Consider the following 14,469-nt stretch of genomic DNA (forward strand, 5'->3'; position numbering starts at 1 on the left):
TTCCGACTGACACTGCCCGCCATCGCCGCTCTCGCGGCTCCCAACCGAGCACTGCACCCCGCCCTTCGCGGCGCACCTGCGGTGCGTCCCTTCCGAAAGGAGCAGCCGATGAAGGTCGCCCTCGGCGCCGACCATGCCGGATACGCACTCAAGAGCACCGTTCGCCAAGCCATTGAGTCCGCGGGGCACGAGGTGATCGACTGCGGCACGCACAGCGCCGACCCTGTCGATTTCCCCGACATCACCCGCACTACCTGCGAGGCCGTGCTCTCCGGCTCCGCCGACCGGGCCCTGCTCGTGTGCGGCACCGGCCAGGGAGCAGTCATGGCTGCCAACAAGCTGCCCGGAATCCGCTGCGGTCTCGCCCACGAGCCCTACTCCGCTCATCAGGCCGTTGAGCACGATGATGCCAACGCCATCGCGATGGGGGCCTGGCTGGTCCCCCATGCGCTCGTGCCCGACATCGTCCGTGAGTTCCTCGGGGCCGCCTTCGACGACGACGAAGACACCCGCAGGCGGGTTGCCAAGCTCAATGCCCTCGACGCCCTGGTTCCGGCCTCCTGACCAACTGACCGAGCATCCCGGGAGCGGTTGAACCACCGCTGACACGAACACGGACACCGAACGCCCTGCCATGAACCGCGCCGGGCGCTTCCTCGGCGTACCCCAAAACCGTCAGCAAAGGATGCGGTCACCTGCTCCCGCGCCCACCCACTGCTCCACTCCGTAGACGCCGGCGCTGTTCGGCGAACTATCAAGGAGATCAGCCATGTCCCCCAGCGCCACGGCCGAACGGCGAAGCGCTCTCGGCTCCAGAGACCGCGTGAAGACCGCGGTTGCCGCAGCCTTCGGCACCAGCGTCGAGAACTATGACTTCATCGCCTACGGCACCGCCTCCGCGCTCTACTTCGGAGCCGTCTTCTTCCCCGAGAGCGACCGGCTCGTCGGCACCCTGCTCTCCTTCGCCACTCTCGCAGTGGGTTTCGTCATGCGCCCGCTCGGGGGCGCGATCGGTGGGTACTTCGCTGACAAGCTCGGCCGCAAACCCGTCCTCGTCGCAGCGATGACCGTCATGGGTGCCGCCACGTTCCTCATCGGCGCACTACCGACATACGAGCAGGCCGGCGTCCTTGCCCCCATCCTTCTCGTGGCGATCCGCATGGTCCAAGGCCTGGCATTCGGCGCCGAATGGGGCGGGGCGATCACGATGGCCTACGAGCATGCGCCCTGGCACCGCCGCGGCATGTTCGCAGCCATTCCCCAGTCCGGCAACCCACTGGGCATCGCCCTGGCCAGCGGCGTGTTCGCATGGAGTGACACCCTCCATGGCAACTGGCAGTGGAGGGTGCCCTTCCTGCTCAGCGCCATCCTTGTAGTCGTCGCGTTGATCGTCCGCTCCCGGCTCTCCGAGTCCCCTGAGTTCCAGGAGGCCCAGGCGGGCGGCAAGACCGAGAAGAACCCGCTCCGCGCGAGCCTGGCAGACGACTGGCAGGGAATCCTGCGGGTCATTGCCTTGCGTGTCGTCGAATCCTTCGCCTATTACTCCACCGCAACGTACCTGCTCAGCTACGTCACCGAACGTAATCCGGAGCTGCGCCCCGTTGCTCTGGGCGCAATCACTGCCGCCAGCATTGTGGCCATCGCAGTCACCTTCCTTGCCGGGGCCCTGACCGATCGCATCGGACGCCGGCCCATCTACATCACCGCCTGCACGGCGGCGGTTCTCTTCGCGTTCCCGATGTACCTGCTCGTCAACTCGGCCCAGCCAGTCCTGGTCGTGATGGTGTTCATCATCGGAATCGGTCTCATCCACGCATCGCTGACCGGTACCCAGGGCTCCCTGCTCACCGAGCAGTTCCGCACCGCAACCCGCACTTCGGGAGCCTCACTCGGCTACCAAATCGCCGCAGCCATCGGCGGTTTCGCCCCCCTGCTCGCCGCCGCCCTCGTGGGCGCCTTCGGCTGGCCCGGCGCCGCTCTGCTCTACCTCGGCGCGGCGGCCATCGGACTGGTCGGCATCCTGGCCACAAAGGAGACCTGGGGACGCGAGCAGCGCGAGCGGGTACTCGGTCTCGTTGCGGAGGAACGCCGCACCCTGAACATCTCAGCGACGCTCGAAACCGACGACCCGACACCGTCCCCGTCGCAGTGAACTGTCTCTGAACGGGGCCGCGCAGACGATGCGTAAGGTCACGGCGGAGCGCCGCCCACCCTGCTGCCGCCCTGTTGCTGCTGGCTCCAGACGTGATTGCTGCGGTGCGGCGTCGAGAGGCGACCTTCTCCAGCGCCTTGAGGTTCTCCGGCTCAGATGCGGAGGAGGTCCGTCGAAACGGTCCAGAGGCGCTGGGCGGTGTCGGGGTCGAGTGCCCATTCCTTGACGCCGTGTGGGTGCTGCGCGAGGTCGGCGTCGTTCGGCACGGTGTAGGCCTCTTGCGAATCGTCCAGGTAGTGGCCTCCTGAGTGAGCGAATTCGGGGGCGACGGCCGCGACGATACTGGTGGCAGCCCCCTGCTCGACCGTTTTGTACGTGAAGACTCCGGCGGCCTCTGCCGCGTCGAGCGACTCCTTCTGCTCCGGTGTGAAGTTCCGCTGCAGTCCCGTCTTGATACCGCCGGGGTTCACCGCATTGGCGACGATGCCGTCGGAGGCCCAGAGGCGGGTCGCTTCGACGGCGAAGAGCGAGTTCGCCGTCTTGGACTGCGAATAGGCGATCTGCGGGACGTAGTCGCGACGGTCGAAGTGGAGGTCGTCGAAGTCGATGCCGGAACGCATGTGCGCCGTCGAACTGACCGCGACGATCCGTGCCTCGCCGCGGTCGGCCGCTCCCCGGGCCAGGGCGTCGTGAAGGCCGGTGGCCAGGGCGAAGTGACCCAGATGGTTGGTCGCAAACTGCAGCTCCCAGTCCTCCGGCGTGCGTTCGAGGCCACTGGTGACCACGCCCGCGTTGTTGATCAGCAAGTGAAGCGGACCACTCCACGCGTCGACGAACCCTGTGATCGTGGCCCTGTCGGCCAGGTCGAGCCGGAGGACGCGGGGACGGATGCGTGCGGTCGACCTTTCGATCGTCTCGGCGACGGCGTCCCCCGCGGTCGTGTTGCGGACGGCGAGCGTCACCTCTGCCCCGGCGGAAGCCAGCACCCGAGCCGTCTCGATCCCGAGGCCGGAAGAGGCCCCCGTCACGATCGCGCGGAGGCCGGTGAGGTCGGCGCCCCGCAGCACCTCGTCCGCGGTGCTGGAGGCGGTGAAGGGCGTCGAGATGAGGTTGTGAGTGTTCACGACACCGACTATACGAACTGAACGGTATTTGTATAGTGTGCTTTCGCGCTCGTATGCTCGCGTCATGAGCAGACTCGATGCCGGCGGCCCGTCGTCGACAGTTGCCGAGACCGATCGCCGGACCATGGTTCTGGACTCCGCCATGGTGACGTTCGCGCGATTCGGTTACCGGAAGACCTCGATGGAGGAGGTGGCGCGAGCGGCGCGCATCTCCCGGCCCGGGCTCTACTTCCTCTTTTCCTCGAAGGAGAACCTGTTCCGTGCCGCGGTCACCCAGGCCTTGGAACGGGACATCACGGCGGTCGAACACGTCCTGGCCGAGACCGACCGCCCCCTTCCGCAGCGCCTTGTCGAAGCGTTCGACCAGTGGGCGGGCCGCTACATCGGCCCCCTGGCGCGCGACGTCACGGCGGTCATCGAGGACAACCCCGACCTCCTCGGAGAGACCGTCGAGACCATGCCGCGACGTTTCGAGGAACTGATCACAGGCGCGATCGCCGCCGAGTCGGGAGCAGAGACGGCCTCCGCCGTCGCGCAAACGATGATCAGCGCATCGATCGGCCTCAAGCATCAGGCCGCATCACGCGAGTTCTACCTCGACCGGCTGAAGGTCGCCATCGATCTTCTGATGCGCTGACAACGCTCCCGGCCTCCTTGAAGACCGCGGCCGCGGACGGCGACGGGCTGGGCGCGCGCACCCCGTCGAGGCAGACCCGGCAGACCACACAAGGTCGGACAGCAGTGGTCGTTCGGTGCGTCCTCGGGGAGATGCGCCGCGAAGGGGCAACGAGTGTCCTGGCCGGCGCTCACCACTCATCGTGAAGGTGTGTGCGGCGCGGTTCCTGATCGTGAGGGTCAGCGCCAGGCCTGGCGTTCCTGGCTGCGGGGGTCGTCGACCTGGGTCCATTCGCCGTCGATGCGCATTGTGGCCCTGCGCTGGTCGTCGTACGGGGCCCAGCCGGGGTTGCCGGTCCTGGCGAACCGGACCCAAGCGGCGTGCATGAGGGCGGCGAGTTCCGTGGGGGGCTTGTCGGGGCCGAGCAAGCCGGTATCTCCGTGCAGTTGGGGGAGGTGCGCGAGCTTGAAGACGAAGGGCAGCTCGACCGCGTGGGTGGCGCCGAGCTCTCCGTCCAGGGCGTGGGAGCGCCAGGCGAACTCGTAGGCATAGGTGGCCGATTCGGGGTGGGCGGCATGTGCATCGGCCAGGGCCCAGCTGCCCGCGCCGAACAGTGCGTCGCCCATGAGGGCGGAGCGCAGCTCGCCGGAGGACGCCTCGGGGCGTGTCTTCCGGTACGTCTGGACGAGTTGCGCCGGATCCGGATGCGAGCGCGCCGCCACGTCATCGACGTCCCCGGCGGTCGAGGTGGCGTAGTTGCCCACAGGGACCAGGTAGAGGTTTCCTTCCTCGGTGTTGGTCCCGATGAGCAGGTCGATGTCGGCGCCGAGGCCGGCGGCGACAGACGCGGCGGGCTGGGTGTCGAGGACCAGATTGAAGGGGCTGAGCCCGATCAGCGGGTCGTAGTGGGTCTCGGTACGCAGGTCGATGCCCGCGAGCCGGGAGGCGGCCTCGACCAGGCGCTCGTCGGAGATCTCCGCGAAGGCGTCGACGCGGGGTTCTATGCCCAGGCCCTCGGCCGCCGCCCGAGTGACGCGGGCGGCCTGCTCGGTGGTGAACGCCCCCAGGCCGCTGCCGCTCTGGACGATTGCCCGGCGGAAGAGACCCGCGGCTGCGGGGGCGACGAGGACGCCGCCGACGATGGTCGCCCCGGCCGACTGCCCGAAGAGGGTGACGTTGTGCGGGTCACCACCGAAAGCGGCGATGTTCTCCCGCACCCAGCCCAGTGCGGCGATGACGTCCAGCAGGCCGCGGTTGGCGGGCGCGCCGGGGATGTCGAGGAACCCGGCGATGCCGAGCCGGTAGTTGAGGGTGACGAGGACGACGCTGTTGCGGGCGAAGGCGGAGCCGTCGTACAGCGCGGACCGCGTCGATCCGGCGACGAATCCGCCGCCGTGGACGAACACCATGACGGGCAGGTCGCCGCCAGAGGCGGCGGGCGTCCAGACGTTGGCGGTGAGGTAGTCCTCGCCGCGGCTCCAGCCGGTGCCGAAGTAGGGGGCCATGTCCACGCCGCCGAGCTTGCGCTCGGACTGCGGTGCGTTCGGCCCCGGCACGGTGGCGTCCCGTACGCCGTCCCACGGTTCGTGCGGCCGCGGCGGCTCGAACCGGCCGGCGCCGCGGGGCGGGGCGGCGTAGGGGATGTTCAGGAAGGCGGTGGTGTCGCCCTGGTGCAGGCCGCGGACGGCTCCCTGCGCCGTGGTCACGGTGGGGTCGGGGTGGTGGCTCATGTCTCGTGTCTTTCCGCAGGGCTCAGGCCTGCTCGGTGTACGGGGCGAAGGGGGCCCAGCCCTTGATGGTGAACTTGTCTCCCCGGCGTTCCACTTCGGCGGCGCCGTAGCCGCCCAGGTGCGCGGGGATCACGAGTGCGTTGTTGTCGGCCGCCCAGCCCAGCACCTTGCGGCGGGTGGCGCGGGCGCCCGCGGGGTCCTCGCAGAAGCAGCTGTTGGCGTCGGGCTCAAGGATCTGCACGGGGCTGTGCAGCAGATCGCCGACGAACACCGCGCGGTCCGTCCCCGAGGTGAGGGTCAGGACGGAGGAACCGGGAGTGTGTCCGGGAGCCGCGTCCAGGCGCAGGTCGGCGTCGATCTGGTGGTTGTTCTCCCACAGCAGTGTCTGGCCGGCCCGGTGCACCGGAGCCACGCTGTCCTCGAAGACGTTCTGGTTGCCGCGGCCGAGCAGTGGCTTGTGGCCGTTCTCGGGATTCCAGAAGTCGAAGTCATCCTTTGGCATCAGATAGGTGGCGTTGGGGAAAGTGGGCATCCATTGCCGGCCGTCCAGGTAGGTGTTCCAGCCGACGTGATCGATATGGAGATGCGTGTTGATCACGATGTCCACGTCCTCGGGTGCGACGCCGGCGCGCGCGAGATTGGCCAGGAATCCTGTTTCGAGACGGTTCCAGACCGGCGCGTACGGGCGGTCCTTGTGGTTGCCCACGCCGGTGTCGACCAGGATGGTCCTGCCTCCGCTGCGCAGCAGCCAGGTCTGGATCGCGGAATTGACGATATTGGTCTCGGAATCGAGGAAATGCGGGGTCAGCCAGGAGGGGCCGCCACCGTTCCACACTTCCTTCGGACTTTCGGGGAAGAAGGTATCGGGCGTCATTTCGACGGAACCAAAATACTCCCATACCCGTGTGATGGTGACGTTGCCGAGCGTGATCTGTTCCATGGGGCTTCCTTGGGAATTCGCAGCTTTTCCTGAACCGTACGAGCGGCCTCGGCGCGCGCGGTATCCGTAACGTGACTGCACCTGTGCGCACAGCCCAGGCACCGGGCCCGGTCGCTTGTAGCCTGGATGGGCCAGGGCAAGGCGACTCCGACCGAAAGCGGCAATTCCGGGAGACTCCGTGGACGAGCACACAGGCGACCGCGGCGCGGTCACAGGGCCGGAGCCGGGGCCGGGGGAGTCGATCGTCGGCCGGGACGCGGAACTGGCACGCCTCTTTCGTACGGTGGACTCGGAGTCTGCCGACCCGGTGCTGACGCTGATCGGTGACGTGGGCACGGGGAAGAGCGCGCTACTGGAGCACGCGGTGCGCCGGGCTGAAGCCGGCGGTGCTCGCGTACTGCGTGCCGAGGGGAGCGAATCCGAGTCGAGCCTGGCATTCTCCGCACTGCACCAACTGCTGCGGCCGGTGCCGGCCGAGGTGGACGGGCTGCCGGGGAAGCAGCGCGCTGCGCTGCGCGACGCCTTCGGCGCGGGGTCGGCCACGGTGAGGCCCGACCTCATGCTGGTCGGCGTTGCCGTCCTGAGCCTGTTGTCAGGCCTGGGAGACCACCAGCCCGTGGTCGTGGTGCTGGACGACGCGCAGTGGTTCGATCGTGCTTCCCTGGATGCGTTGTCCTTCGTTGCCAGACGGTTGGAAGGCGAACGGGTCACGATGCTGATCGGGGCCCGTGGCGGCGATCACCTTCCGGGATTCGACCGTCATGTGCCGACACTCACCCTGGGACCGCTCGACAACACTGCGGCCCATCAGCTGCTGGATCTGCAGCCGCAGCGTCCCACTGGCCACACGAGGAAGCGGCTCCTCGACCAGGCTGGCGGCAACCCGCTGGCACTGGTGGAACTGGCGAGGACAGCCTCAGCGCACGACACGGCCGCGAGGCTGCCGTCCGCGGGCCCGATCCCGCTCACCGATCGCCTGGAGCGGATCTTCACCGCCCGCCTGAACAGCCTCCCCGCCTCCACCACGCGGGCGCTGCTGCTCCTGGCCGCCATGGACAGTGCAGACTCCGCGATCGCCGTCTCGGCCGGGCTGCCGCGCGCCGAGAACGCAGTTTGGCCGCCCGCCGAGCGGGCCGGGCTGGTCCGGCGGACCGGCCGGGACGTCCGGTTCCGCCACCCACTGGTCCGGTCCGCCGTGTATCACGCCGCGTCCGAGGGTGCTCAGCGCGAGGCGCACCTCGCGCTCGCCGAGATGCTGCGGGACGAACCGGACCGGCGTGCCTGGCATCTTGCCGCCGTCTGCCCGCATCCGGACGCGGCTGTGTCGGCGGAACTGGAGAGGACCGCCGACCGGGCCCGCCGCCGCGGCGGCCATGCGGCGGCGGCCCAGGCCCTGCAGCGCGCCGCGGAACTCGCGCCGCGACGCGAGGACGGCGCCCGGCTGCTGGTCGGAGCCGCCGCGGCAGCCGTATTCACCGGAGACATCGCCTGGGTCGAGGAACTGGTCGCCGCGGTACGCGCGCGTACGGATGACGCGACCCTGCTGGCCTCCGCTGCCGTACAGGCCGGACGGCTGGCGGTCCTGACGGAGCGTCACACCGTGATCTTCTCCCGACTGGCCGACGCCGCCGAGCAGTTGGCAGCCGCCCAGCCCGCCGCGGGGCTGGACCTCCTGGCCGGCGCCGCCGTGGTCCGCTTCTACTCGGGAGAGGACACCCAGCGCCACCGCGTCCAGGACATCCTGCGGAGCCTTCCCGAGAACGCCTCACACGCAGGCCTGCGCACCTGGGTGAGGGCCGTCTCGGACCCCTTCGAGGACCGGGCCGAACTCGTCCGCCTGCTTCCGCAGTGGGCCGCCGAGGCGGAAGCCCGGCCGGAGCGGCTCACCACCGTCGGGATCATGGCGTGGCTCCTGGACGAGACCCCGCAAGCCGTTCACCTCTTCGACCAGGCATTCGACCGCTGGGAGCTGCAGGGATCACTGCCCGAGGGCCTGGGCGGCGCAGTGGCCTGGGCCTACGTGGAGCGAGGAAGGTGGGAACAGGCCCGTGAGGCCTGCGCCCGCACCACCGCTGTCGGCCGGGCGGCCGGCCTCGACCACGCCGTGGCCTGCGCGGCCACCGTGGACGCCACCGTGCTGGCCCTCCGAGGCGATGCGTCCTCGGCCCGAACCCGGGCCGAGGACGCGCTCGCACTGATCGATCCGCTGGAAAGCCGCTCGGTCTCCGTCTACGCCCATCGTGCGCTCGCCGCCGCGGCAGCCGCCGAAGGCGCCTACGGGACCGCGTACGACCAACTTCGCATGGCCTTCACGGCCGACGGCGCGCCCGTGCACTACCACGCCGCCTACCCGGCCCTCGCGGACCTGGCCGCCGCCGCTGTGCGCTGCGGCCGCCGCGAGGAGGCTGCCGCGATCGTCGAGCGCTCGGCCTCCGCGCTGGCGGACAACGCTTCACCTCGCCTGCGTGCGCTGATCGACCGAGCCCGTGGCCTGCTGGCGGACCCCGACGACGCCGAACCGCACTTCCGGGCGGCTCTGGCGGACCCGGCACTGGAGTACTGGCCCTTCGAACGTGCCCAGACCCTGCTCGACCTCGCCGAGTGGCTGCGGCGCCGTCGGCGCATCGCCGAGGCGCGCGGGCCGCTCACCGAGGCCCTGGAGGCCTTCCGGCGCCTGGGCGCACGCCCATGGATCGAGCGCGCTCGGGCCGAATCGCGCGCCGCCGGCCTCGACGTCACAGATGCGGCCCCCGACGCGCTCGCCGAGCTCTCCCCGCAACAGCAACAGATCATCCGGCTCGCCGCCCGCGGGCTGACCAATCGGGAGATCGGCGAAAAACTCTTCCTCTCCCCGCGCACGGTCAGCTCGCACCTCTACCGCAGCTTCCCCAAACTGGGCATCACCGCCCGCTCCCAGCTGCGCGATCTGATCGAGGGCACCCTCGCGACGGCCGCCCGGACCCCTGCGCTACCGGGCGGCTGACGAACGAGCCGTGGCCGCGATCAGGGAGCTGCTCCGGAAGTGGTGAAGCGGGTCCAAGGGCACCGTGAACAGGCTGATGGTCAACGGTCTGATGGTCAACTGGCTGCTGCCGCTGGTCGCGCAGATCCTGAAGGAACGGCACGGCCGGAGTGCTGTGCCTGTGCCCATGCCGGCGCAGGACGCCTGCTGTCGGGCCGGCCGGTGGCAGCCAGCGTGCCTATGCCGCGCGGGCGGCAAGCTGCTTCGCGCGCTGTTGGGCAAGTGTGGGGTAGTCGGTGTAGCCCTGTGCGCCGTGGGTGTAGAGGTGCTCGGTGTCGATCGGTGTGGCGAGCGGATCGTTGACGGCGATGCGTGCAGGCAGGTCGGGGTGGGTGAGAAAGGCGCGCCCGTAGGACACCAGGTCCGCGTGACCGCGTACGAGCACGTGTTCTCCCTGTTGCTGGGTGGTGGGGGCGTGGTTTTCGCCGACGTTGGCGATGAGGGTGCCGTTCCACCGGGGGCGCAGGTCTGCGAGGGCCGGGTACTGGTCGTCGTCGGTGAGATGGAGGTACGCCATACCGAGCGGGTTCAGCGCCTCGATGAGCGCACGGTAGACGGGGGCCGGGGCGTGCTCGACCATCCCGAACTGCGGGTTGCCGGGAGAGAGCCGAAGCCCGAGCCGGTGTGCTCCGATGGCCTCAGCCACTGCGGTGACCAGTTCGACGGCGAACCGCGTCCTGTCGCGCCCGTACTCATCGTCGCGGCGGTTGGTGTTGTCGGCGAGGAACTGGTGCATGAGATAGCTGTTCGCGCCGTGGAGCTCGACGCCGTCGAAGCCTGCCCATAGCGCGTTGCGCGCGGCGCTGACGTGATCGTCGATCGCGGTGCGGATGTCCTGTGCCGTCATCTCGCGCGGTATGGGTGCCTCGGCCTTGCCGTCCTTGACGTGCACGGGGCCGGGAACCGGTACCGGGGAGGGGCCGGCCGGGAGGTCGCCGAGCAGTCGCGAGCGCGGGTGTCCCTGGCGACCGCCGTGCATGAGCTGCGCGAAGATGCGGCCGCCGCGCGCGTGCACGGCCTCGGTCACCACACGCCAGCCGGCTATATGGGCCTCGGTCTCCAGCCCCGGGATGCGCCAACCGCTCTGCCCACGGCGGTGCGGCCAGATGCCCTCGGTGATCAGAAGGCCGGCGTCCGCGCGCTGCGCGTAGTACTCCGCGACGACCGGGAGCGGTGTTCCGTCCTCGTGCGCGCGGAAGCGGGTCATGGGGGCCATGACGAGACGGTTGGGGAGGGAGAGGCTGCTTGAGGAGTAGGGGGTGAGCAGAGGAGAAGGGGCTGTGTTCGTCATGCGGGAACCATAGGATCTGACACTGATGTCAGGTTCAACCCTTGATCTGGTGAGGGGCTGGGGAAAGCCATGAAGATCGGTGAACTGTCCCGGCGTACGGGCGTGAGCGTACGCTCCCTGCGCTACTACGAGCAGAAGTGCATGCTGGCCTCGGAGCGCACGGCCGGAGGGCACCGGGAGTACCCGGAGGCAGTGGTAGACCGAGTGATCCTCATCCAGCAGCTACTGGCCGCCGGACTCTGCAGCGAGAAAATCGCAACGCTCCTGCCCTGCATGCGAGACCACGACGGGGGCCCGGCGCAGACGGCCACGCCGTGGCTGGTCGAGCAGCTGACGGCAGAGCGCGACCGGGTCGACCGCTCCATCAAAGACCTGCTCTACACACGCGAGGTACTGGACGAGGTCATCGCCACAGCAGCGGGCTGACGAGAAGGGGGTACGGTCCGCCGGCCGGTGAGTACGGGCGCTGCTCGGCCCGCCTGTGGGAGCAGAACCCACACCCCACGGCGAACGCGGATGACACCAGTTCGGCCGGGGTCGGGCTCCCGTTGGGAACGTCTGTCGAAACGGCAAGCCCGCACAGCTCGTCCATCTGACCCAGCTCGGGCTCCACTGCGCGTAGGAGTGACCGGCTCCGAAAGGCCCCTACCTTCGAGCGTTCGAGCCCGGCAGGACGGAATACCTCCAGCACCGCCGAAGCTGACCTCATCATGAGTGAAATTCTCGTGACGGGCGCAACCGGCAATGTGGGACGAGAGGTTGTTGGTGAGCTCCTGACCACAGGCACGGCTGTGCGTGCGTTGGCGCGTGACCCTGAAACGGCCGGGCTACCGAAGGGAGTCAAGGTCGTACGCGGAGACCTGTCCGAGTCGGACACGCTGGAGGCGGCACTGGCCGGGAGCGACACGGTGTTCCTGATCTGGCCCTTCCTTACGACCAAGGACGCTCCCGCCGCGCTGGAGGCGATCGCACGGCATGCCCGCCGCGTCGTATATCTCTCATCGTCAGGCGTGAACGAGGACGCCGAACCGCAGACCGATCCGATCAATCAGCTCCACGCCGACATGGAGCGCTTGATCGAAACATCCGGCCTGGAGTGGACCATCCTGCGGGCGAACACCATCGCCTCCAACGCGCGAGGGTGGGCCGAGCAGATCCGCACCACCCACGTCGTTCGCGGTCCCGACATCGCCGCCACGGCGGTGATCCACGAGCGCGATATCGCGGCCGTGGCGGTACGCGCGCTGATCGATGACGGGCATGCAGGCGTGAAACACGTCCTGACCGGCCCTCAGGTACTGAGCAGAGCCGAGCAGGTACAGGTGATCGGGGGAGGGATTGGCCGCCCGGCACGCTTCGAGAGGGTCCCGGTACAGGTCGCCCGACAGCAGATGCTCGCCGACGGCAGGCCCCTCGCTCTCGTCGAAGCCCTGTTGGCCAGCGCTGAGACGCGGGCCGAATCGGACTTGATCACTTGCACGGTGGAAGAGATCACCGGAGCACCGGCGCGCACGTTCCGCTCATGGGTGGAAGAGCACGCAGACGAATTCCGCTAGGTTTGCTCAGCGTCCCGGACCGAGTCGCGGCCCGAAAGTCTTCGAAATGAGGCATCCATCTGCCCATTCGCCGGACGACCCCGACAGCACGGCGCGAGTACATCCGGTCCCCCTTCCGCGGCAGCTCCTGTCAGCCATGCTCCGCCGCATCAAAGCGAACCGTTAATGTCTTCGCGCGGCGCCCGGCATCCGTAGTCTCTTGGCTACGGGGCTGGACATCAATGTACTGATCGCGGACTGGTCATGGCTGGGGGAGGCCCCCGCCCATCGACCGGCTGTCGCGGCTGCGGAATGCCTGGTACGCCGACGAGACCGGGCTGTGGGAATGGGACGCCCCGGCGGTCGACGGCGACTGGGAATGGCCCCGAGGGCCCCACAGCACCTCCTTCGCCCCTCGTCGGTGAGCCTGCGCAGCCGGGTACGGGCACGGGAGAGCCGTGACCGTACGGTGCCCACCGGGATGTCCAGGGCCTCCGCGGTCTCGGCGTAGTTCAGCCCGGACCAGACGCAGAGGGCCAGCACCTCGCGTTCCTGGCGGCGGAGTCCGCCCAGCGCCTGCCGGACCGCGGTGAGCCGCCGTGTGTCGTCGACGCGCCCGACCGTGGCATCCGCGATGTCCGCCACCAGTTCCGGGGCGGGGCGGCGGGCCAGGAAGGCCAGGCGCCGCGCGATGCCGCGGTGGGCGTTGCGTGCCTTGTTGGTGGCGATTCCGAGCAACCAGGGCCGCAGCGAGTCGCCCTCCGGCTCGACGGTGTGACGGGTACGCCAGGCCGCCAGGAAAGTCTCGGACAACACCTCCTCGGCCGTCGACCAGTCGCCCGACAGCCGGTAGGCGTGGTTGTAGACCTCCCGCGCGTGTTCCTCGTAGAGCGTTGCGAACGCCTCGTGGTCGCCCGCACGGATCCGTGCGCGCATGCGCTCCCGATCTCCCTGTCCATCCTGTTCATCACATCTCACACCACCTACCTCTCCGGACGGACCGAGGAGTTCCCGTGACCCGTGCCACACCGCGGGCCACTGATACTGCACCTCGTCGGTGACTTGCGGGCCGCGCCGGCGGTACTGGCCTTGGCGCCGGCTTTCTCCGTTGTCTGCTTCCGGGCGCTGATCGTCTTGCTCTCGCCGATTTCCTTGGGGGAGTGGGCCACCTTCGGCGTGGTGGTGCGGTCCCGCAGCGGTGTGACAGACCCACCGGCGCCGCCACCACGCCCAAGAACAAGCTGGGCAACAGATCAACATCCCTGGACATCGCCGTCGCCATTGCCATGCCCAGCAGCGAAGCCACTACCACGGAAGTCCGCTGAAGCGGTGTGATGCCCTCCTACGGGCTCGGACGGTGGGAATCGTCCGGTCGACTCGGTGACGGGCACCGACGCGCCGACCGGGAGTCATCGAACGGCAGATCACCACCAAGCGTCCCTTCGTCATCGTTGTGGGACCGATGACCGATGACCGATGGGGCGGCCTCGGCCATGGGCATGACCGACGTGAGGCGCCCACCGGTCCCCGTCGCGGCACAGGAATGACGACTGTGCTGATGGCGCCGGTCAGCCGCTGACCGGCGGCGCGCCTTCTGGGGTACGGAGCAAGGCCGGCGGCAGATAGGCGGAGCGGATGCGCAGGTCCCAGCCGTGGGCCTGGACTGCCAGCGCGGCCAGGGCGATGGTCTTGTACGGCAACAGGCTGCGGGGCGCGGCGTCGGCGGGTGCGTTCTGTCGGTGCTGGAGGAGACGATGTTCCAGAGCCTGTTCGAAGGCCGACTGGTCGTCCTCCAGGAGCACGCGCAGCAGTCGCTGGTCGGATGTCATGTCGCCGAGTGCGTCCAACTTCCGTATCGCCTCGGTGCGTTCGTCGGCGGTCGGCATACGCAGCGTGGTGGATGGCCGGTCCCGGGGAAGGAAACCCCGGGCCGAGGTGAGTTAACCGCACAGGGTGTCCATCTCGGCCAGCTCGCCCAGGTTCGTGGGTGATTCCAGCTTGGCGGCGTAGGCAGATGGTCCAGAAGTTCGTCACGCATCGCCGACAGCTGCTCATCGGA

At 69.0% G+C, this 14,469-nt stretch carries 12 protein-coding genes; 6 read left to right on the plus strand and 6 right to left on the minus strand.

Annotation, left to right across the window (positions count from 1 at the left end; genetic code table 11):
* The first annotated feature begins 108 nt into the window (after positions 1–108).
* Together ACZ6WH_RS05025 and ACZ6WH_RS05030 are read left to right on the plus strand one after the other, a co-directional pair.
* Positions 109–564: an RpiB/LacA/LacB family sugar-phosphate isomerase gene (locus ACZ6WH_RS05025; protein WP_469726055.1), complete on the plus strand. Its 456-nt coding sequence runs from the start codon at positions 109–111 to the stop codon at positions 562–564.
* Between the two features lie 205 nt (positions 565–769).
* Positions 770–2,152: an MFS transporter gene (locus ACZ6WH_RS05030; protein WP_469726057.1), complete on the plus strand. Its 1,383-nt coding sequence runs from the start codon at positions 770–772 to the stop codon at positions 2,150–2,152.
* Between the two features lie 152 nt (positions 2,153–2,304).
* On the opposite strand, the gene ACZ6WH_RS05035 is transcribed toward ACZ6WH_RS05030, so the two are convergent.
* Complete coding sequence (locus ACZ6WH_RS05035; RefSeq protein ID WP_469726285.1) at positions 2,305–3,276, minus strand: SDR family NAD(P)-dependent oxidoreductase; 972 nt, start codon at positions 3,274–3,276, stop codon at positions 2,305–2,307.
* A 64-nt stretch (positions 3,277–3,340) separates the two neighbouring features.
* On the opposite strand from ACZ6WH_RS05035, the gene ACZ6WH_RS05040 reads away from it, so the two are divergent.
* Positions 3,341–3,913 carry a TetR/AcrR family transcriptional regulator gene (locus ACZ6WH_RS05040; RefSeq protein ID WP_469726059.1) on the plus strand — a complete coding sequence of 191 codons (573 nt, stop codon included), beginning with the start codon at positions 3,341–3,343 and terminating at the stop codon, positions 3,911–3,913.
* 218 nt (positions 3,914–4,131) lie between these two features.
* On the opposite strand, the gene ACZ6WH_RS05045 is transcribed toward ACZ6WH_RS05040, so the two are convergent.
* On the minus strand, positions 4,132–5,622 hold the full coding sequence (locus tag ACZ6WH_RS05045) for a carboxylesterase/lipase family protein (RefSeq protein ID WP_469726061.1): 1,491 nt from the start codon (positions 5,620–5,622) through the stop codon (positions 4,132–4,134).
* Between the two features lie 22 nt (positions 5,623–5,644).
* Entirely contained in the window at positions 5,645–6,562 is a 918-nt protein-coding gene (locus ACZ6WH_RS05050) for an MBL fold metallo-hydrolase (RefSeq protein WP_469726062.1), read from the minus strand.
* A 178-nt stretch (positions 6,563–6,740) separates the two neighbouring features.
* Here ACZ6WH_RS05050 and ACZ6WH_RS05055 point away from each other — a divergent pair, with 178 nt between their 5' ends.
* Entirely contained in the window at positions 6,741–9,545 is a 2,805-nt protein-coding gene (locus ACZ6WH_RS05055; RefSeq protein ID WP_469726063.1) for a helix-turn-helix transcriptional regulator, read from the plus strand.
* Between the two features lie 217 nt (positions 9,546–9,762).
* On the opposite strand, the gene ACZ6WH_RS05060 is transcribed toward ACZ6WH_RS05055, so the two are convergent.
* On the minus strand, positions 9,763–10,875 hold the full coding sequence (locus ACZ6WH_RS05060) for an alkene reductase (protein WP_469726065.1): 1,113 nt from the start codon (positions 10,873–10,875) through the stop codon (positions 9,763–9,765).
* 69 nt (positions 10,876–10,944) lie between these two features.
* Here ACZ6WH_RS05060 and ACZ6WH_RS05065 point away from each other — a divergent pair, with 69 nt between their 5' ends.
* Together ACZ6WH_RS05065 and ACZ6WH_RS05070 are read left to right on the plus strand one after the other, a co-directional pair.
* The gene (locus ACZ6WH_RS05065) at positions 10,945–11,301 is read left to right on the plus strand and encodes a MerR family transcriptional regulator (RefSeq protein WP_469726067.1); all 357 of its coding nucleotides are present in this window, start codon (positions 10,945–10,947) and stop codon (positions 11,299–11,301) included.
* A gap of 284 nt (positions 11,302–11,585) precedes the next feature.
* Positions 11,586–12,431 (plus strand): NAD(P)H-binding protein, encoded by an 846-nt coding sequence (locus ACZ6WH_RS05070; protein ID WP_469726069.1) that lies wholly within the window; start codon positions 11,586–11,588, stop codon positions 12,429–12,431.
* 162 nt (positions 12,432–12,593) lie between these two features.
* Here ACZ6WH_RS05070 and ACZ6WH_RS05075 read toward each other — a convergent pair whose 3' ends face one another.
* On the minus strand, positions 12,594–13,346 hold the full coding sequence (locus tag ACZ6WH_RS05075; RefSeq protein ID WP_469726070.1) for an RNA polymerase sigma factor: 753 nt from the start codon (positions 13,344–13,346) through the stop codon (positions 12,594–12,596).
* Positions 13,347–13,978: 632 nt separating this feature from the next.
* Positions 13,979–14,296 carry an Imm49 family immunity protein gene (locus tag ACZ6WH_RS05080; protein ID WP_469726071.1) on the minus strand — a complete coding sequence of 106 codons (318 nt, stop codon included), beginning with the start codon at positions 14,294–14,296 and terminating at the stop codon, positions 13,979–13,981.
* Between the last annotated feature and the right edge of the window lie 173 nt (positions 14,297–14,469).

The organism is Streptomyces sp. NPDC050806 (assembly GCF_055586425.1).